Here is an 18509-nt window from a genome sequence, read left to right on the forward strand (position 1 = left end):
GTCCTCTCCGTTATTGTGTAAATTAACGTTCAAACATTCAAACAAAAGATTACGGATAGTAGTAGTAAAGAAGAACAGAGAAAGGGGCGCTCTCGACTTAATGCCCCTCACCTTGTACAGTTCCAGACTGAACTGTACCCACTACAACTTAATAGTGGCAAGATACATTAGTAGTTCCTAGTTTGTACTCTGATTCAGTCCTCCCTGTATCTCAAACTAACTTTACAACAGCAATATAACTTATCCCGAACTTTATTCCGGTTCTCATAACTCTCCTGACTTTCATTTATAATCCCTCTTCTCTCAACACAGCACTGCTTTTAATGCTAACGAACCTTAGACGCCTTATTTGCATCAATTTCACGATATGTTAAAGCTAAGGAATCTCAGCCACCTTATTTCGCATAAAAGACACTAAAAATCCCAAAAAGACAGGCAAAGCGAGGAAATAAGGTGTCTACGATTCGTTACGTTGCTGGAATGCCGAAATACACTTGAATAGCGTGTCCTCGGTTCGTTAGATTTTTGCCTCATACGCACATCTAAGGCCTCAGCTCATGTTCATGTTCATGTTCATGTTCATGTTCATGTTCATGTTCATGTTCATGTTCATGTTCATGTTCATGTTCATGCAAAATTGTATTACTACGTCTAAAACTGGACCTGGCTAGATCCAGAAAAACAAAGGGCATCCTTCGCCATAATCATGGACGAAGGATGCCCTCCCTTTAACTTATAACTTGGCTGCTTACCAGCACTCTGACGAACAGGCCATAAATTTTATCCAACCACATTACGCCTTCGGCAGTTGGAACGAGCTTTTCAGGGATACGACCCGGTTAAATACCGGACGTCCTGGCTCGGAATGTTTCGGATCTACACTGAAGTAACCGTGACGGAAGAATTGGAATTTATCCTGAGCGTTCGCTTCCTTCATCTCTTGCTCCACAAACCCGTTAACAATCTCAAGGGAGTTCGGGTTCAGTTGATCCAGGAACGTTTTCTCCGGTTGCTCTTCCACAACCTCAGTTTCAGCCCCAGCTACTGCCACTTCCACCTCTGCCTCCGGTGCTTCATCCAGGATCAACGGCTCATATAGACGGAATTCAGCAGGTACCGCTTGAGTCGCTTCTACCCAGTGGATTGTTCCTTTGACTTTACGACCAGTGAAGCCACTGCCGCTCTTTGTCTCCACATCATAGGTACAATGAATCTCAGTCACATTGCCTTCTGCATCTTTGATCACATCGTTACATTTGATGAAGTATGCATGTTTCAGACGAACTTCGTTGCCAGGGAACAAACGGAAATATTTGTTCGGCGGATTTTCCATGAAATCGTCTTGTTCAATATAAATCTCACGGGAGAACGGAATTTGGCGATTACCCATCTCTGGATTCTCCACATTGTTCTCTGCTTCAAGCCATTCCACTTGCCCTTCAGGGTAGTTGGTAATAACCACTTTGAGCGGGTGCAGGACAGCCATCGTGCGTGGAGCTTTCAGTTTCAGGTCTTCACGGACAAAATGCTCCAGCGTTTGCAGGTCGATAACTCCATAGTTTTTGGAAATGCCTGTCTCATATACAAAATCACGAATAGCTTCCGGTGTATAACCCCGGCGGCGCAGACCCGAAATTGTTGGCATACGTGGATCATCCCATCCATCCACATGTCCTTCATCCACGAGCAGTTTCAGCTTCCGCTTGCTTGTTACCATCTGGGACAGATTCAGGCGACCAAATTCATATTGATGCGGTTTGTTCTCCATCTCACACTCGGCAATAACCCAATCGTAGAATGGACGTTGATCCTCAAACTCCAGGGAACAGAGAGAGTGCGTCACACCTTCAATTGCATCTTCGAGCGGGTGAGCAAAGGCGTACATTGGATAGATACACCATTTGTCACCCGTGTTATGATGGTGTGCATGTGAAATCCGGTAAATAACCGGATCGCGCAGATTGATGTTCGGTGCAGACATATCAATCTTGGCACGCAGCACTTTCTCTCCGTTCTTGAATTCGCCTGCACGCATACGTGTGAACAGGTCGAGATTCTCTTCCACCGAACGATCACGGTACGGGCTGTTCTTACCCGGCTCCGTCAGCGTTCCGCGCATTTCACGGATTTCGTCGGCGCTTTGGTCGTCGATGTAGGCTTTACCTTTTTTAATCAACAAGACAGCACGGTTGTACATCTCATCAAAATAATCCGAGGCAAAACGTTTCTCGTTCCACTCGTATCCGAGCCATTTCACGTCTTCCTGAATCGATTGAACGTACTCCACATCTTCCTTGACCGGATTCGTGTCATCAAAGCGCAGGTTCGTTTTACCGCCAAATTCGCCGCCCAGCGTAAAGTTAATCCAGATCGCCTTGGCATGGCCGATATGCAGATAACCGTTCGGTTCCGGAGGAAAACGGGTAATAACTTCCTGGACTTTCCCAGACCGGAGATCTTCGGTAATAATATTTTTGATAAAGTTAGGTGGGGTTGTACGATTGTCCACAGGTATCAAACCTTTCATGAATGGATTGGAGCCTTCGGGAATTGCTGCAATTCCGGCTATAATTCCTTAATAACGAAGTCATTTCCTGAAAAAATCTATTTTCTTGGAAAGTTTCGTACGCGTTTCATTTAAATATACCTTTAACGGGGGAGGAGTTCAATAAAGAACGGCACCAAAGTCAGGATCAACCGTGCATAAATAGGCCCTAAACCATTTTGACGGGTTCGCTCGAATCATGTAGCATGATAGTAAAACCAAATTAAAGGGAGGGTTTCCCATTCCATTGAACTCGCTTAAACTGACCAAAGAACAGCAGGATGAAGCCATTCGCACCATTCAGTCGTATTTCGAAGAGGAACGTGGCGAAGAACTTGGCGATCTGGCCGCTTGGGGTGTCCTCGACCTGTTCATGACACAGCTCGCTCCCTACATATATAATCAGGCACTCCGTGACGCACGCACAACGGTCAATCAACGCATGGCCTCAATGGAAGAAGACCTGTTTGCACTGGAGCAAAAGTTACCCAAGACTTCCCGTTAATCCACTACAAAATAAACCCATACTATACAAAGAAAGAAGGTTGCATTCATGTTTACCTATTCATTGGATGAATATACCGAACTCCGGCCACTCGCCATGGAACATACCAAACCGCTGTTCGAACTGACGGATCGTTCGCGGGATCAACTGAGACATTGGTTGCCGTGGGTGGATCATGTGACAGAAGTGGAACACACCTCGAACTTTATTACCAACGCGTTAAAACAAGGTGCCGAAAATGGCGGATTCACCGCCGGAGTATGGTCAAAAGGGGATCTAGCCGGCGTGATTGGATTCCACGAGATTAACTGGACCAACCGCTCGGTAAGCATCGGATACTGGCTTGGCAAAGGTTTTGAGGGTCAGGGCTTGATGACAAGCGCTTGTCGCGTTCTGGTTGATTATGCTCTGGTGACCCTGGATCTGAATCGCGTCGAGATTCGCTCGGCAACAAACAACAAACGGAGTCGCGCTATCCCTGAAAGACTTGGATTTGTTCTCGAGGGTGTAATTCGTCAGGCAGAGAAACTGCCTAAAGGTTACGTGAACCATGCGGTGTACGGCATGCTTCAGCATGAATGGGAACTCTTGCGCTAATTCGCCTACATAATGAATCGGAGTGATCTCTCCCAACATATCGGAATACAATAAATACCCTCTATCTCCACGGAATGTGGTGACAGAGGGTATTTTATTGTATTCATGACTTTTATAGGGCTCGGACCATGCCACCATCCACGATCAATGAGGTTCCGGTAATATACGTATTGGCCCCGGATAACAGGAAGACCACCGCTTTGGCAAACTCCTCCGGTTGACCGTAACGTCCTAGTGGAATCTCTTTACGGAATTGGTCAGATACCTCTTCCTCACTAATTCCGTTCTGCTCTGCCCGTGCTGCATCCAGCTCACGAATGCGGTCTGTTGCAATACGCCCCGGCGCTACCGTGTTGATCAAAATTCCGTATGGAGCCAGCTCTTGAGACAAGGTCTTCGCCAATCCAAACACGCCGGTACGGAACGTATTGGACAACACCAGACCCGGAATGGGCTGCTTCACCGAAGTTGAAGCGATATTGACAATGTGTCCTCCGCGTTCTTTCATATAAGGAAGTGCACCACGAATCAGCCTTACATAGCTGAGCACATTTAATTCAAATGCCCGTTCCCAATCTTCATCCGTCAGTGACTCAAATGAACCCGATGGCGGACCTCCCGAATTGTTCACCAGAATATCAATCTGCCCGAACAACTCCGCTGTCTTGCCAATCAGAGCCTCAATATCTTCCTTGCGTGTCACATCGGTTGCACAATATTCCACACGTCCCCCACCACCTAGCGCCAGAAGCTCCTGCTTCACTGCTGCGAGCTTTTCTTCACTCCGGCTGGCAAGCATGACGTCAGCACCTTCTGCTGCCAATTGAGCGGCTACCGCTTTGCCCAGTCCGCGACTGGAAGCCAGCACCAGTGCTTTTTTTCCTTGAAGTCCCATGTCCATCGTTGTTCCTCCTCCTCAGCTAGTTTCTATTTGGTCTGGATAAAATAACCCATAAAAATATCGTCCACATACTTGTCTCCGATATAAAACTCGGACACCAGCCTGCCTTCCGTCACAAATCCACACTGGGTATAAAACGTGATGGCTCCCGGATTGCTGGAAAGTACGCGCAGCCTGAGCTTGCGAATTCCTTGTTGGGCCGCATGCTGCTTGATGGCATCCATCAAAGCAGTAGCAATGCCACAACGTCGATCATGAGGATGAACCGCAATATGAATCTCGTAGACATGACGGTTGACCGGCATACCTGTGGCTGGCTGAAAGCCCACATAACCACATACCCGCTCTCCCTGCACTGCAATCAATTGACTGCCTGGCGGGCAATGCTGCAGATAGTGCTGTCTGGAACGCCAATGCATCGGTGCAGGAGAGGTGTATTTGTCCCATACCAGGGCATCCAACTCCATTAGCTGGGCTGCATCTTTAATCTCGGATGGACGAATCGTAAATGTATGGCTGGTAAGCATAATGATTCAACCTTTCGTGCTATAGTCGACAACGCTGTCATTACAACGTCGGGAAAGTTAAGAAATTTGAGAAACTTAGAAATACGTTATTCGTTTACTTCACTGTTTACATATATTCGCTCTATATATTGTAGCATAGCCTCAGCTTTGACTAAAATTCCACTCGATGATGAACGAAATTCGATCTTTACCATTCAAAAAAATGAAATAAACACTTAACCTTGCCGTAACGTCATAGTTTATACTGGTTCGATAAGGAGGGGATGCATGATGAATATCAAAGAGGCAGCAAGCAGGCTTGGTATATCGGCGAGAGCCATTCGTTTTTATGAAGAAAAAGGATTAATTCTACCTGCCAAACAGTCCAGTAACGGTTATCGCACATACACTGAGAATGATATCTGGCGGCTTCAGACCATTGCTGCGCTGCGTGAGATTGGCATGTCGCTACAGGATATTACACATGCGCTCGGAGAGATCGATCAAGGAAACCAGCAGCGGCTGGAAGAATATCTGGAACTGCAACAGGCCGTCATGTATGCCCAGTGGATTGAGCTCAAACGTATGATGGATACAACCCAGCGCATGATTGACCTGAATCGTCAGGACGGACCGCTGGATGTCAGCCATCTGCACGATCTCGCGGACAGTGCGCGGCGTCTGCGTGAAGCCCGGCAGAACTGGCATGATCGGTGGAATTATGATACCCTGGCAGCCATCCACGATCAGCGAGTGCAGGCAGAAGGCAGAGTCACTACTGGAAAAGGACAAACCAACCCAGTGGACAGACATCGTTCGGACAACGTCTCGCCCACAAACGATAAGAATGAAGTATCACATCCACACCATCATGCAGATCATTCCACGCCGAACGATTCCAATGACACGGTACATTCTTCCTTTTATCTGTATTACAACTATGACGAAGCGCTCGAACAGACAGCTCATTGGATCTCTCCCGCCCTTGGTGAGAAAGGACTCGATATTGGTACAGGCACAGGTAATTTGGCTGGGAAACTGCTACAACACGGCGCAGACATGACTGCAATCGACCAATCCCGGGAGATGCTGCGCAGATGCCGCACCAAATATCCCGAGATGCATGTGAAACTTGGTAATTTTCTGGCGCTGCCTTTTACCGATCATTCCTTCGACTTTGTCGTATCCAGCTTCGCCTTCCATCATTTGAGTCCAGACCAGCAACTACTGGCCTTACAGGAGATGCAGCGGGTATTAACCTCGCGCGGACGTATCGGTCTAACGGATCTAATGTTTGTTAATGCGACTCATCGTGAAAACTATATTCGCCAGGCTGAAACGACAGGACACGAGGAACAGCTGCGTGCCTTGCGCGAGCGTCACTTCCCTCTGCTGGATGAGCTATGCCGCTGGCTGGAACAACAGGGTTACGTCACAAAACATGTGCGACATAATGAGCTGCTGCACACGTTGCTGGCTGTTCCCCTGCGGTGAGCAACCATGAGCATATGCCAAAAAGGCCATCCCGCCTTGAATAAAGGAGGATGACCTTGGTGTATATCATGCTACGAAATTACATATAAATATCAACAATCGTACGCTCAGTTGCACTGCGTGCCTGTCTGAACTCATCCAGCGAGATGCAGACCCCGCCCTGACGGTAACGGTTCGCTGTACGCTCGGTGCGAATGTCCTTACCGTTCACCGCTACACGGCTCACAGCACCTTCATTCAAGTGATAGATAAACGTCACCGGCTCACCCGCATACTCAAATTCGAATTGCATGCCGTTCAGCTCAGCTGGCAATACCGGGTCAATGACCAGATCGCCGCCCTCTTGACGAATGCCAAGCGCGTTGGAGATCAGCTGGTTCATGTAGATTCCAGGGCCGCTGGAGTAGATTCTCCATCCGCCTTTCACTTGTACAGTCCCTTTACGAAGCTGGTCAAAATGCTCCTGTGCCTCGTAACGCGTATTAAACTTACCGTCCGAACTACTGAAGTATGAGTTCGCTTGGCGAATCTCCGCGTTAGGTACAACCTCGCCGATACCAACCGGGTTGATCATCGCGAGACCATTCCACACCTGATCTGTCTTACCCAGCTTCGCCATCGCTTCCACATAACGGATATGAGCATGAACATATTGCAAACCAATCTCACGCCCGAAGTTGGATGCTTGCTCTGCACGCTTGAAGTGTGTGCTAACTCCGCCAGCATATTGAGCCGGACGATTCATCAGACGCACGCCATCCGGGCACAGGAACTGCTCACGGATCAATGCGTAATGCGATTCTGCTTGCTCTGCATTCAGCAATTCACCGATCATGCTGCGCGTCATTGGCAACAAGCGATATTGAATGCCTGTCTCTGTGTCCGTTGGATGAAGCATCAGCTTCGCTTGGTCGGCTTCTTCCATGTACACAAAGCCTGGAATCACGTCTGTGCCCAGCATGTAACGGTTAAAGTCCTCACGAATGCCTTGAGCCAGCACGTCAAGCTCCTGTGCAAAGTCTGCATCCTTGAATTTCAGCGCTTGCGAGAGCACATTCACGGACTGATACGTCAATGCCACCGTCCAACTGCTCACCATGTATTGCTTCAGCTGTGCATTGGCTGGTTGGAGCGTATCATCCCAGTCGCCATCTCCGTAGGAAGACAGGAACGTATCATGCAGGAAGTGCGAACGGATATATTCGATCTCTTTTTTCGCGTGATCCAGTACCGTTGCCGTCTCTTCCGTGAACCCGAAGCTATGCTTGACGGTATAAGGTACTTTCTCATCCAGAATCGCATAATCGCGAGTCGCTGTCAGGTAATCCGCCAGCACTTTCAGCGGCCATACGATGATGTCGCCATGACTTTCTTCCTGTTGAATCGCAAAGTATTTATCAAACATGAACCATTGCGGCCAGTTGCCATCATCTTCGTATTGGTGGGTGTAGACCATTTTGATGATATCGCGAACTTGCTCATATTTTTGCGTTGCCATAAAGTACTCCACCGGACCTTGGCACACATCCCGTGTACCCCAAGCCGCGCCGCCGTACTGTTCCAAACCGTGAGGCACAGAGTAGTGAACCAGCATGTTGTGGGTGTACCACCAAGCCAGCGCATTTACTTTGAACAGATCCTCTGCACGCTGACCTTCTCCACGGGACAAACGGAACCCGTTCATCACACCTGCGAAGAACTCGCGGTATGCCTGCACTTCCTCTTCAAACGTCAGGCTTGAACCTGCTACCACTCCGCTGTCCGCTTGGCCTTCCAATACCCCTTGTACCTTCAGCGTCCATTCAGCACTTGCTTCCAGACTAAGCGTAACCAGTGATGCAGAACCACTGCGGATACCACTTGCCAGCAACGTTTCGTCCCCTACATTCACAGCTGCGCCGTCCACCGACATGCGGTATTGCAGATCTGGGTACGTTCCTGCACTAATCGCTTGTGGATCAGCCTTGAAGATCAAAGTATCGCCATCCTGCGTCATATGCAGCGGATACTCGTACTCATTGACATTCATCGTAATTTGGTTCGTTACCAGGTAACGGTATGCCGTACCACTTGTGGAGCGTACGTTCATGCTTACTTCCGTCGTATTAGCCCCTGTGTAATTGGTCACGATGATCGTGTCGGATTCGGTTTTGTAGATCCAGCGTGCATAGTTGAAGCCAATCTCGAACAGGGATGGCATTGTCAGCAGACGATATTGTCCGTCCATTTCCACATAGATGCGTTGTCCAGCCGTCTTCGGCACGTTCAAGGCATTGCGGGCATTACTGATCATTTTATTAAAATTGGTGTTCCCAATAACGAGTTGTGAGTTGAAAATACCGTACATATACGATGTCGTTGTAATAACCTGTGCCCCAAGTTGCACGTTGCCACCACTCATCAGAATATGACCGTGTGGACGCTCCACAAGCAGTTCTTTTGCTTTCAGAACGATATGCTCATAGCTGCCTGTGAAGAAGGATAACAATTCCTCGCCACTGCGCTCTTCCTGATGACGATCAGGGAACAGATCATGAATCTCATCTTGTGTCAGATCAAGTGTAACCAGAGGTTCACCCAGGAAGGAGGACAGTTTCACCTGTTCCAACGTGTCACCGTTTTCTATAGTCTTAGCCTGTACTTCATTCCAAGCTGCTGTAACTTCATCTCCGAATTCCAGGGCAGAGATTCCTTCGGCATGATTAGGCTTCGCCAGTCCGTAGAAGACCACCTGAGCCTCTCCGTTCAGATTCAGCAGTTCCGATTGCAAAGCGGTATAGGCAAATTCATACTGATACGTCTCATTCGCCAGCGTTGGGCGATTCAAGCTCTCTGGTTGATTCGTTTCCTTGTACGACAGACCGAAGAATTGGAATCCATCTGTGGAATAACCGACTGCTTTCGTCAGGGAACCTTGCTGCATATACGGAAATGCACCGCCCTGAGGCTGGTTTTGACGGGAACAAACGACATAACCTTTCGCTTCATCTTCAAAAACCGTATGGTCAATGTATTGTGACAGATAAGCTTCATTGCTGCGTACCGCACCTGGATCAGCAAGACCTACATCCTGTCCGTACACCACGTCTACGTTATGTTGTTGTCCTGTGAGCTTCACATCCCAGAACCAGACACCTTGTGGTGTTGCCGTAAATACGACCTGATAGCCAATGCCTTGTTCATTACCTTCCAGCTGGACTTTACCCTCCCAGATCAACTGGTTGCTGGATTGTGCCTTGCTTGTAATCAACTTGCTGTTCGAACGTACACCGAGCAACGGGAACGAGCTGATTTTCTCTCCCTCATGCACACGCAGGTACAGGTTGTTCAAAGATCCATCAATCTGGTTGCTGAGCAACTGGTTCAACATTGTTGTACCGGATGTAGCTTGGTACAGGTCTCCACTGTTCAAAAAGGTAAAGGATAACTCCCCGGCACTTAAGCGGATCGGTTCATTAATCATCGTTGTCATAAGGTTCACTCCTTGAATTAGTTAAAATCGAAACGTTTCGATAAATTTGAAAAAGAATAGGGGCCTCTTCAAACCGGCTTTTTACAGCCCGTCCGGACGATAACCCCATCATTAAACTTTTACTTCCAGCATACAGGCAGTTCTTTGTTGTTCAGACTCGGTCTAAACCGAACGTACAGAGCTGCGCTCGATCATATTAATCGTTAACGTATATGAAGGGTCAACCGCTTCGCCATTGAGCATCTGGAATAACAGATGTCCGGCGAGCGACCCGGCTTCATGCTTCGGCTGGCGTATCGTTGTCAGCGGTGGATGCACATATTCGGACAATTGAATATCGTCAAAACCGATCACGGAAATATCATTCGGTACCGATATACCACGCTCTTCCAATGCTTTCAGGCCACCAATCGCCATCTCATCGTTACCGTAAAATACCGCTGAGGGAAGCTCGCCCTGCATGATCATCATCTTGGTTGCACTGTATCCGCCCTCACGCACAAAGTTACCGTTCAGACGCCATTTGGACTTTTCTTCAAGTCCCGCTTCCCGCATCGCTCGCAGATACCCTTGGTAACGGAGCGCGTTGTCATACGAGTTGGATGGGCCACTGATATAAGCAATCTTCTGATGTCCAGCCTGGATGAGGTGGCGGGTTGCAAGGTAACCGCCCTGCTCTCCATCCACCAGCACGTTGACCAAATGGTCACTCGACAGCTGACGATCCATCACAATGATCGGAAAACGATGACCGGCAGATTCCACCAGAATATCATCATGGATGTTATGCGCCAGGATGATGGCTCCATCTACTCTTTTTTCACGTAAAAATCGCACTGCCGTTGAGTCCCGTCCACCCATGGAGCTGCACGCAATCAGGTCATACCCGTTCGCGAGGGCTACATCCTGTACACTACGGATCAACTCCGAGTAATACGGGCCCGACAGATCGGTCAGGATCAAAGCGATCGTGTTTGTCCGGCTCCGTTTCAGGTCCATGGCAAAGCCGTTCTTGCGGTAATTCAGTTCTCGTGCTGCCTCAAGCACTTTAGCCTTGGTCTTCGCACTAACCTTGCTATCCCCGCTCAGCGCATAGGAAGCAGTCGAGAGTGCTACACCTGCCAGCTTTGCCACATCCTTAATCGTTGCCATTCCACGTTCGCTCCTTCTAAACTAAGACAAATTCTAAGGTTATCTACATTTTATACGATACATGGTTAGAACAACCACTAAATCCTTCATTATCGTTTATTATCTTTGTACATATCATAGCGATGGATGTCAATCGAAACGTTTCGAGGTGTTCTCAAAAAAAATCCTCGTTCCCATCCTTATGGGACCACGGTTGAATGCGTCCCGTTCCAAACCATACCATTCGTGATGGTCATGACACGTCTTTCTATCTGACGCCCCCTGAACAGTTTGTGCCTAACACAATGAAACTGGCAGTAAACGCCAGATTGAAACGTTTCGACATTTTTATTATAGTCGGTGTTGATAGCGATTTCAACCTCTTTTTTTTCATTTTTTCACACGCACACGAATCTGACCCGATATTATCTGTGGCTTCACGTTGGATAAACAGTTACCAATTTATTTCTAACATACAAAAGTCCCCCGCTAGGGGAGCGTTTGAGATAATGATATCAATTATTACGCTTCTTATTTTCGTATATCTTTGATATCGTTACATATAAAATTAATAGGACAATTAAAACGATATATTTAGTTGGTGATTCCATGTTACTAAACCAAATAATAGTTATACATGTAATAATATAAATGACTGATAAGATTATTTTAAATGCATTCATGTACTCTAACCTCCTTGAATCACCAATGAATTCTAGTAGCACCGGCTCGCCCACTATGCTTTTATGCCATTATTACTCTGAGATGAAACAATGCAGGTTCAACATTAATCTTAACTTGATAATCTACTTTATTAATTATTGGTTCTGTTCGATTATACAACCTCTTATGAGCTTACGATCTATTGATTATTTACATCATATTAATTAATGTTAATCCAACCTTACATAAGGAGACCGTTATGTTATGAGCAATTCGAAACAACATGTCCATAAGCATCTCGCACCCCAGTCTTTGCCCTTGCAGGAAACTCGCTCTATTCCTCCGGCAATGTTTAGGCTGTGTCATCTGATTCGGTTCCACGATCGGGAATCCTTCTCTTATATAGATGAGCTATGGAGCAACAAGCACGTTCTCTATGTCATTACCTCGGGACAGGCAAGACTGATTAGTGTACATGGACCATTAACGGTGAGTACCGGCTCGGCTGCTGTGCGTCAGGCGGGGACCTGGCTTCATCATGAAAGCAAACGCGGTTCACTCTCTCCAGTTCAAGGCATTGCCATAATCTTTGACTTTGTTTTAGCCGATAACGCTGAACCCCTCTGGCCGTTTGGATCTCCCACGCCCATGACAAATCGTGCGATTTCCGAGATCGCATCTGAATTAATTCTGGCTTGTTCCAGAAGCGCAGAGGCAGGCCCATTCAAACCTCATGCGTTGTTCTATCAATTGTTGGATACATTACGTGATCACGCTATGCGCCTAGCTCATGAAGATCATTCATGGTTGGACTTTGTGATCGCACACATTCATGAGAGGGTTGCCCATCCCCTTACCCGGGAGCAATTAGCGAGGGAGGTTAATGTAAGCCCGGAGCATTTTTCAAGAGAATTCAAAAAGCACACCGGACTTACTTTCGTGGAGTACGTTACCAGGCTAAGGATCCGAATGGCTCAGGAACATCTACTGCTCGGGAACCCCACCATGCAGGAACTCGCGCAGGTGACGGGTTACAGAGACACCTTCTATCTGAGTCGCAAATTCAAACAAACGGTAGGTTGTGCACCAACACTTTACCGAAAAACACCAAAAAAAATCGCAAGCCTTACTTACAACTACACCGCATCCCTGCTTGCGCTCGGCCATATCCCTCATCTAGGTGCCGTGGCAGAATGGATGGAGCCGAAAGAGCTTGGACCTAGCTCATTCAAACAGTACTCTGAGCATGTACTTATTAATCATCTGGATCTGATTGCACACGCTCAGCCCGATGTCATTGTCGGGTATGCACCGCATCCCGCTTCTGACGAACTACGTCTGATTGCACCGACCATTCTGATGCCATTTGAGGAACTCGATTGGCAGGAGCAGCTTCTTCATCTGGGACGAATTACCGGGCTTGAGTCCAATGCACAGACGTTATTAGATCGTTATCATCAACTTGAGCAGGAAGCCAATCATACGTTGAATCAATGGATGGAAGGGACACGCGGGTCCGCCGTTTGTATGTTTATGATCGGAGAGGACGGCGCTTATATCTATGGTCATGGCTGGGGCAGAGCTTCTCATGTACTGTATCAATCGCTGGGCTTCACCCCACCTTCACGGATGGAGCAGGATGGGCAGTTACTTACGGGATACGTTCATGTTCCATTGTCTGAGATTCACTTGTATGCTGCAGATCACATGTTTATCGCCTTTCCTGAGGAACCTGCCGAACGAGAAATGTTGGATAACTTGCTGAATCAGGAATCCTGGGGCACCCTATCCGCCGTTCGTGAAGGACGTGTATACGAGATTGATGCCGACATGTTCTACGGATTTGATCCCTTGTCCGTTATGGAGCAATTGCAGCATATCATGCATCACCTGACATCATAATTATCCATGCGATAGTGATCATAGTTGTCCATGTACAAAACTCACATCTTCCTCTATGTTATTAATGAGAATAATAATCATTATTGATTATATATAGGGGGAACAAGGATATGTTTGCTGCAAAAAAACGCTTTTCCGGCTTGCTGCTTATGCTCGCCATCATTATGATTCTGGCTGCTTGTAGCAGCGGAACGGGCTCCACTGCCACCGAACAGACATCGGCAGCGGGAAGCGAAACGACAACAGCCTCTTCCGAGACGAAAACAGACACATCGTCCGGTTCGGACAATTCGAATGCTACGCGAATCTACAAGTCATTAAGCGGGGATGTTGAAATTCCGGCTGAACCCAAACGGATCGTGACGGATATGTACGTAAGTGATCTGCTTGCACTGGGTGTGAAACCTGTTGGTGCTGTTCAATATTATTTGGAAAACCCGTTCTATGCAGATCAGGTGGAGGGCATTGAAAGTATCGGTGATCGGGCAGCGGTATCGATGGAGAAGGTCATTGCCATGAACCCGGATCTGATCATTACCTACTCCGACCAGGCCAGCGAAATTGAGAGTTATCAAAAGATCGCACCTACCGTAGTGATTCCTTATGGTACATTCACCAATGTACATGACGAAATTCGGGGATTCGGAGAGCTGATGAACAAATCCGAAGCAGCCGAAGCCTGGCTGAAAACGTACGATGAACGGATTGAAGCCGCTCGTGCTAAGGTGAAAACCGTCATCAAACCGGAGGAAACCTTCTCCATCCTTGAAGTATCCGACAAGAGTTATTATGGATATGGAGACAATTTTGGTCGAGGAGGACAAGCGGTCTACAGTGCTTTGCAACTTGCCCCACTCGAAATCACCAAAAAAGAACTGATGGGTGATACCCAATGGAAAGAGATCTCGCGTGAAGTTGTTGGTGATTATGCAGGGGATCATATCTTCTTAACCGTTGGAGAGAACAATAAAAATTACCAAGGCGACTCCATCTGGCAATCCCTGCCCGCTGTGAAAAACAATCAGGTGTACGAATTACTGGAAGACCGTTACTGGTACTTTGACCCGATTGCGATTCAAGGTCAGGCTGAAGAATTCGCCGATATGATCGTAGAACGTGCCGAGCAAAATCGCAAATAACATAAGCATGAATACAGGTGTCCGGATAGGCTGATAAGCCTGCTCGGGCATTTGTGTCATATCGAGGAGGACTTACATATGCTTCGCCGTTTCATGTCTTATTATCGTCCTTACAAAAGGCTCTTTATGTTAGACTTCTCCTGTGCCATCGCCGCCGCGTTGCTGGAGCTGGCCTTTCCACTTGCCGTTAACCGGGTAGTCGATCAACTGCTTCCGGCTGGAAATTGGTCCATGATCTTGGCGGCATGTGTCGGGTTGCTCGGCATCTACCTGCTCAGTTCCTTTTTCCATTATGCAGTCACCTATTGGGGCCATAAGCTCGGTATTAACATCGAATCCGATATGCGGAGAGAACTGTTCACACGTGTGCAGAAACAGTCTTTCCGCTTCTTCGACAATAATAAGACCGGGCACCTGGTCTCCCGTATGACCAACGATCTGATGGATATTGGTGAGATCGCGCATCACGGACCCGAGGACTTATTCATTGCCTTCATGACACTCGCCGGAGCTTTCGGTATTATGCTGGGAATCAACTGGCAGCTCGCTGTGATGACGTTCATCATCGTTCCGCTGATGATCTACCTGTCGCTGTATTTCAGTCGCAAAATGTCCAAGGCGTTCAAGCGCATGTTTGCAGATATCGCCGATTATAATGCACGGGTAGAGAACAATGTGAGCGGCATTCGTGTGGTACAGGCTTTTGCCAATGAAAAGCATGAAGTAGGCCGTTTCGTTGAGAACAACGAACGTTTCAGACTCACCAAACTGATTACCTACCGCATTATGGCTTGGAACTCTTCACTTAGCTTCATTCTGATGAAATTTGTATCCCTGTTTGTACTGGTATGTGGAACATGGTTTGTCATTCAAGGAAGTATGACTTACGGGGAGTTCATCGCGTTTGTAATGCTGTCCAATGTATTCCTCGGACCGATCGAGAAGATTAACTCCGTCATTGAGACGTATCCCAAAGGCATCGCCGGTTTCAGACGTTATCTGGAGCTGCTTGAGGCAGTACCGGATGTAGAAGATACACCACAGGCAAAACCCATTTCGGATGTGAAAGGCGATATTGCCTTCCATAACGTCACCTTTTCTTATGGAGAACATAAACCCACGCTGTCTGAGGTCAACCTTAATATTCAGGCAGGCCAGACGGTTGCTTTGGTTGGACCTTCAGGCGGAGGTAAAACGACGCTATGTAGTCTGATCCCACGTTTCTACGATGTGGATGCGGGACATATCTCCATTGATGGCATTCCGGTGAAGGACATGACCCTGGAATCACTGCGCTCCCATATCGGGATTGTGCAGCAGGATATTTTCCTGTTTGACGGAACGATTCGTGAAAATATTGCATACGGCAAGCTAAATGCTTCCGATGAAGAAATCTGGCAAGCCATTCGCCGGGCCCAACTGGAAGAACTGGTACAATCCCAGCCAGATGGACTGGACACCATGATCGGTGAACGTGGCGTGAAACTCTCTGGCGGACAGAAGCAACGTCTATCCATCGCCAGAATGATCCTGAAGAACCCGCCTATCCTCATTCTGGATGAAGCCACCTCCGCACTCGACACCGAGACGGAAGCTGCCATTCAACTAGCCTTATCCGAGCTGGCTCAGGGACGTACAACATTGGTGATTGCCCATCGATTGGCGACCATCAGACACGCCGATCGCATCGTAGTGGTGGAGAACGGTAGCGTAGCCGAACAAGGAAGTCATGAAGAACTGCTCGCGCGTAAAGGCTCGTACAGCCGACTGCATCAAGCCCAGTTTGGTTAAGTAGCATGCCCTAATATAGCAACCATCGAAAAAAACAAATACGAAATAAAAACAACCTTCCCTCTGCAAACGAGGTGAAGGTTGTTTTGTTCATTTCAGATATCCTTTGGATTTCCAGAATCGCTTCGCAAATGATTCAGCAGCGTACGGTGGCTCTCCATTCAGTAGATCTTCATTTGCTTGAATGAGCACTTGGCGTCCACGTTCGAGCAATTGAACGGCATGTAGTAATTGAGAGCCGCCTATATAATGAAGTTCAAGCAACAACGGTTCTTCTTCCTCATCCTCGTCCGTCTGAGCCGAGTATTCAATCAACACACTTTCCGAGCCGTCCGCATGTTGGTGCAGGGTATAATAGTATTTCTCCACCTGCGTCTCCCCTTGAGCATCCACATACTCTCTTCCAATACGAAGCATGGCTGGCCGGGGAACACCATTAGACATCTGACCTGCTTGTCGAAATGCATAATATAACTCTCCAATCCACAGTCCGTGCCGATCATCATCATAATAATCGTCATATGGCTCCACAACAGGCAGTGCTAATAACTCATGGATCAGTTGGTGCGAAATTAAGGAACGGGCATATTGATAATTCGATACAGACTGCAACAAGGTGCTCCATCCTTGCTCGCTTAACTGTTGAATATCAGCAGGTGAGTTCTCCGAGAATACGTTCCATTCCGAATTCTCATTGTGCAGATAACGATATGCTCCTGAGATCATCCAGACAGGTTTACCCGATTGTACGATATGTTTATCAGGAGAGTTGGAACCTTGATCTGATGGCTCCAACTTAAGCAACAATGCACAATTGTGGTCATCCTGAAAATACAGACTGCGGAAATACCCCTCCGTATGCTCATCTCCATAGACCGATACTCGGCAAAATTGCTCGTCCAACCAAAATTCATAGCTGTTCAGTAGCTCATCCTCCTCTCTTACAGGCAACAAAGATGGATGAGTAAGACGCTCTATGTTCTCAGCGGTAACCCGATGATCTTCGAACCAATCCGGCACATCTGGCTCTGATTCATCAGCATGAATGTACTTTCGGTTGATTACAGGTTGTCCTTGCTGCAGCCTCCTTAACATTTCTTCTCGCCAAGGAAACGGATCTGTATCTTCATCAATCACACATTCAGGAACCAATAACGCCAACATGTCAGAGCCCCGCCATGGTCCGAGATCCTCCCATTCTGCAAGCTGACGCTTCACATTACGCTGTCCTTGAACCTGAATCGTATATTGCTCGGTACTTACCAGCAATCCACCTTCTACATTCCCTCTCACTGTCAATTCTCCATGGTTATAATCCCCCCAGAACATATCCTCCACATAGAGGTTACCTGTAATATATATTTCCTGCCCACCCACGATCATATAGGGCGTTATGAGATTCCCAAGTACAACCAGATTTGAACTGGCCGCGTCGGAACTTGTATTTCCAATATAACGATCCACTGTCAGATTCCCTTCAACCAAGATCAAAAAAGGTCCTTCATCCAACAACAGTTCGCTGATATGAAGATCACCAGAATGTAACCATACTTCCTCGGCTTCAAATTCACCGTTGTGGGCTTCATTCTGAGTGTACATCCAACTTTCCTGAGGCAACTTCTTTTGTATATCTGCAAAAGACACTTTGTGACCTATCTGATGTATGGACATGTCCTGACACTCCTCATCCATTAATATATGGATAGAATCTATCTAATCTACAGATAGGACGACTACCCATTTTCATTATACTAGAGGAAATATACACCATTCCATAACAAAAACCCTCACCCGAGTAGAATGAAGGTTGAGCTTGTGAACAACAACAGCCCCAAGCCCATTAAATACATATATGATCTAGTC

General features: G+C 47.3%; 12 protein-coding genes. 6 read left to right on the forward strand and 6 right to left on the reverse strand.

Annotation, left to right across the window (positions count from 1 at the left end):
• Positions 1-793: 793 nt before the first annotated feature.
• Complete coding sequence (locus tag MHB85_RS28640; protein ID WP_192134923.1) at positions 794-2527, reverse strand: glutamine--tRNA ligase/YqeY domain fusion protein; 1734 nt, start codon at positions 2525-2527, stop codon at positions 794-796.
• Positions 2528-2792: 265 nt separating this feature from the next.
• Here MHB85_RS28640 and MHB85_RS28645 point away from each other — a divergent pair, with 265 nt between their 5' ends.
• Together MHB85_RS28645 and MHB85_RS28650 are read left to right on the forward strand one after the other, a co-directional pair.
• The gene (locus tag MHB85_RS28645; protein ID WP_091012850.1) at positions 2793-3050 is read left to right on the forward strand and encodes a DUF2164 domain-containing protein; all 258 of its coding nucleotides are present in this window, start codon (positions 2793-2795) and stop codon (positions 3048-3050) included.
• Positions 3051-3098: 48 nt separating this feature from the next.
• Entirely contained in the window at positions 3099-3647 is a 549-nt protein-coding gene (locus tag MHB85_RS28650; protein ID WP_036612698.1) for a GNAT family N-acetyltransferase, read from the forward strand.
• A gap of 112 nt (positions 3648-3759) precedes the next feature.
• Here the strand turns inward: MHB85_RS28650 and MHB85_RS28655 are convergent, their stop codons facing one another.
• Positions 3760-4548, reverse strand: coding sequence for an SDR family oxidoreductase (locus MHB85_RS28655; RefSeq protein WP_091012847.1), 789 nt, complete (start codon positions 4546-4548; stop codon positions 3760-3762).
• Between the two features lie 26 nt (positions 4549-4574).
• A complete protein-coding gene (locus tag MHB85_RS28660) occupies positions 4575-5075 on the reverse strand; it encodes a GNAT family N-acetyltransferase (protein WP_192134921.1) in 501 nt (166 codons plus the stop codon).
• A 267-nt stretch (positions 5076-5342) separates the two neighbouring features.
• Here MHB85_RS28660 and MHB85_RS28665 point away from each other — a divergent pair, with 267 nt between their 5' ends.
• A complete protein-coding gene (locus MHB85_RS28665; protein ID WP_192134919.1) occupies positions 5343-6548 on the forward strand; it encodes a methyltransferase domain-containing protein in 1206 nt (401 codons plus the stop codon).
• Between the two features lie 79 nt (positions 6549-6627).
• Here the strand turns inward: MHB85_RS28665 and MHB85_RS28670 are convergent, their stop codons facing one another.
• A complete protein-coding gene (locus MHB85_RS28670; protein WP_192134917.1) occupies positions 6628-10020 on the reverse strand; it encodes a GH36-type glycosyl hydrolase domain-containing protein in 3393 nt (1130 codons plus the stop codon).
• A 162-nt stretch (positions 10021-10182) separates the two neighbouring features.
• Complete coding sequence (locus MHB85_RS28675; protein WP_091012843.1) at positions 10183-11172, reverse strand: LacI family DNA-binding transcriptional regulator; 990 nt, start codon at positions 11170-11172, stop codon at positions 10183-10185.
• 906 nt (positions 11173-12078) lie between these two features.
• Here MHB85_RS28675 and MHB85_RS28680 point away from each other — a divergent pair.
• The 3 genes from MHB85_RS28680 (at position 12079) to MHB85_RS28690 (ending at position 16646) form a co-directional block, all read left to right on the forward strand.
• On the forward strand, positions 12079-13716 hold the full coding sequence (locus MHB85_RS28680; protein WP_341074059.1) for an ABC transporter substrate-binding protein: 1638 nt from the start codon (positions 12079-12081) through the stop codon (positions 13714-13716).
• A 110-nt stretch (positions 13717-13826) separates the two neighbouring features.
• On the forward strand, positions 13827-14855 hold the full coding sequence (locus tag MHB85_RS28685) for an ABC transporter substrate-binding protein (protein ID WP_341074060.1): 1029 nt from the start codon (positions 13827-13829) through the stop codon (positions 14853-14855).
• A 78-nt stretch (positions 14856-14933) separates the two neighbouring features.
• The gene (locus MHB85_RS28690; RefSeq protein WP_341074061.1) at positions 14934-16646 is read left to right on the forward strand and encodes an ABC transporter ATP-binding protein; all 1713 of its coding nucleotides are present in this window, start codon (positions 14934-14936) and stop codon (positions 16644-16646) included.
• 90 nt (positions 16647-16736) lie between these two features.
• Here MHB85_RS28690 and MHB85_RS28695 read toward each other — a convergent pair whose 3' ends face one another.
• Positions 16737-18317, reverse strand: a complete 1581-nt coding sequence (locus tag MHB85_RS28695) for a hypothetical protein (RefSeq protein WP_341074062.1) — start codon at positions 18315-18317, stop codon at positions 16737-16739.
• Positions 18318-18509: the final 192 nt, after the last annotated feature.

This window comes from Paenibacillus sp. FSL K6-4396, assembly GCF_038002525.1.
In the GTDB taxonomy this organism is placed as follows: Bacteria; Bacillota; Bacilli; order Paenibacillales; family Paenibacillaceae; genus Paenibacillus; species Paenibacillus amylolyticus_B.

Coding starts and splice junctions, on each gene's coding strand:
- MHB85_RS28685 (WP_341074060.1), top strand. CDS start 13,827: ATGTTTGCTGCAAAAAAACGCTTTTCCGGCTTGCTGCTTATGCTCGCC.
- MHB85_RS28665 (WP_192134919.1), top strand. CDS start 5,343: ATGATGAATATCAAAGAGGCAGCAAGCAGGCTTGGTATATCGGCGAGA.
- MHB85_RS28660 (WP_192134921.1), bottom strand. CDS start 5,075: ATGCTTACCAGCCATACATTTACGATTCGTCCATCCGAGATTAAAGAT.
- MHB85_RS28680 (WP_341074059.1), top strand. CDS start 12,079: ATGAGCAATTCGAAACAACATGTCCATAAGCATCTCGCACCCCAGTCT.
- MHB85_RS28655 (WP_091012847.1), bottom strand. CDS start 4,548: ATGGACATGGGACTTCAAGGAAAAAAAGCACTGGTGCTGGCTTCCAGT.
- MHB85_RS28695 (WP_341074062.1), bottom strand. CDS start 18,317: ATGTCCATACATCAGATAGGTCACAAAGTGTCTTTTGCAGATATACAA.
- MHB85_RS28690 (WP_341074061.1), top strand. CDS start 14,934: ATGCTTCGCCGTTTCATGTCTTATTATCGTCCTTACAAAAGGCTCTTT.
- MHB85_RS28650 (WP_036612698.1), top strand. CDS start 3,099: ATGTTTACCTATTCATTGGATGAATATACCGAACTCCGGCCACTCGCC.
- MHB85_RS28675 (WP_091012843.1), bottom strand. CDS start 11,172: ATGGCAACGATTAAGGATGTGGCAAAGCTGGCAGGTGTAGCACTCTCG.
- MHB85_RS28670 (WP_192134917.1), bottom strand. CDS start 10,020: ATGACAACGATGATTAATGAACCGATCCGCTTAAGTGCCGGGGAGTTA.
- MHB85_RS28640 (WP_192134923.1), bottom strand. CDS start 2,527: ATGAAAGGTTTGATACCTGTGGACAATCGTACAACCCCACCTAACTTT.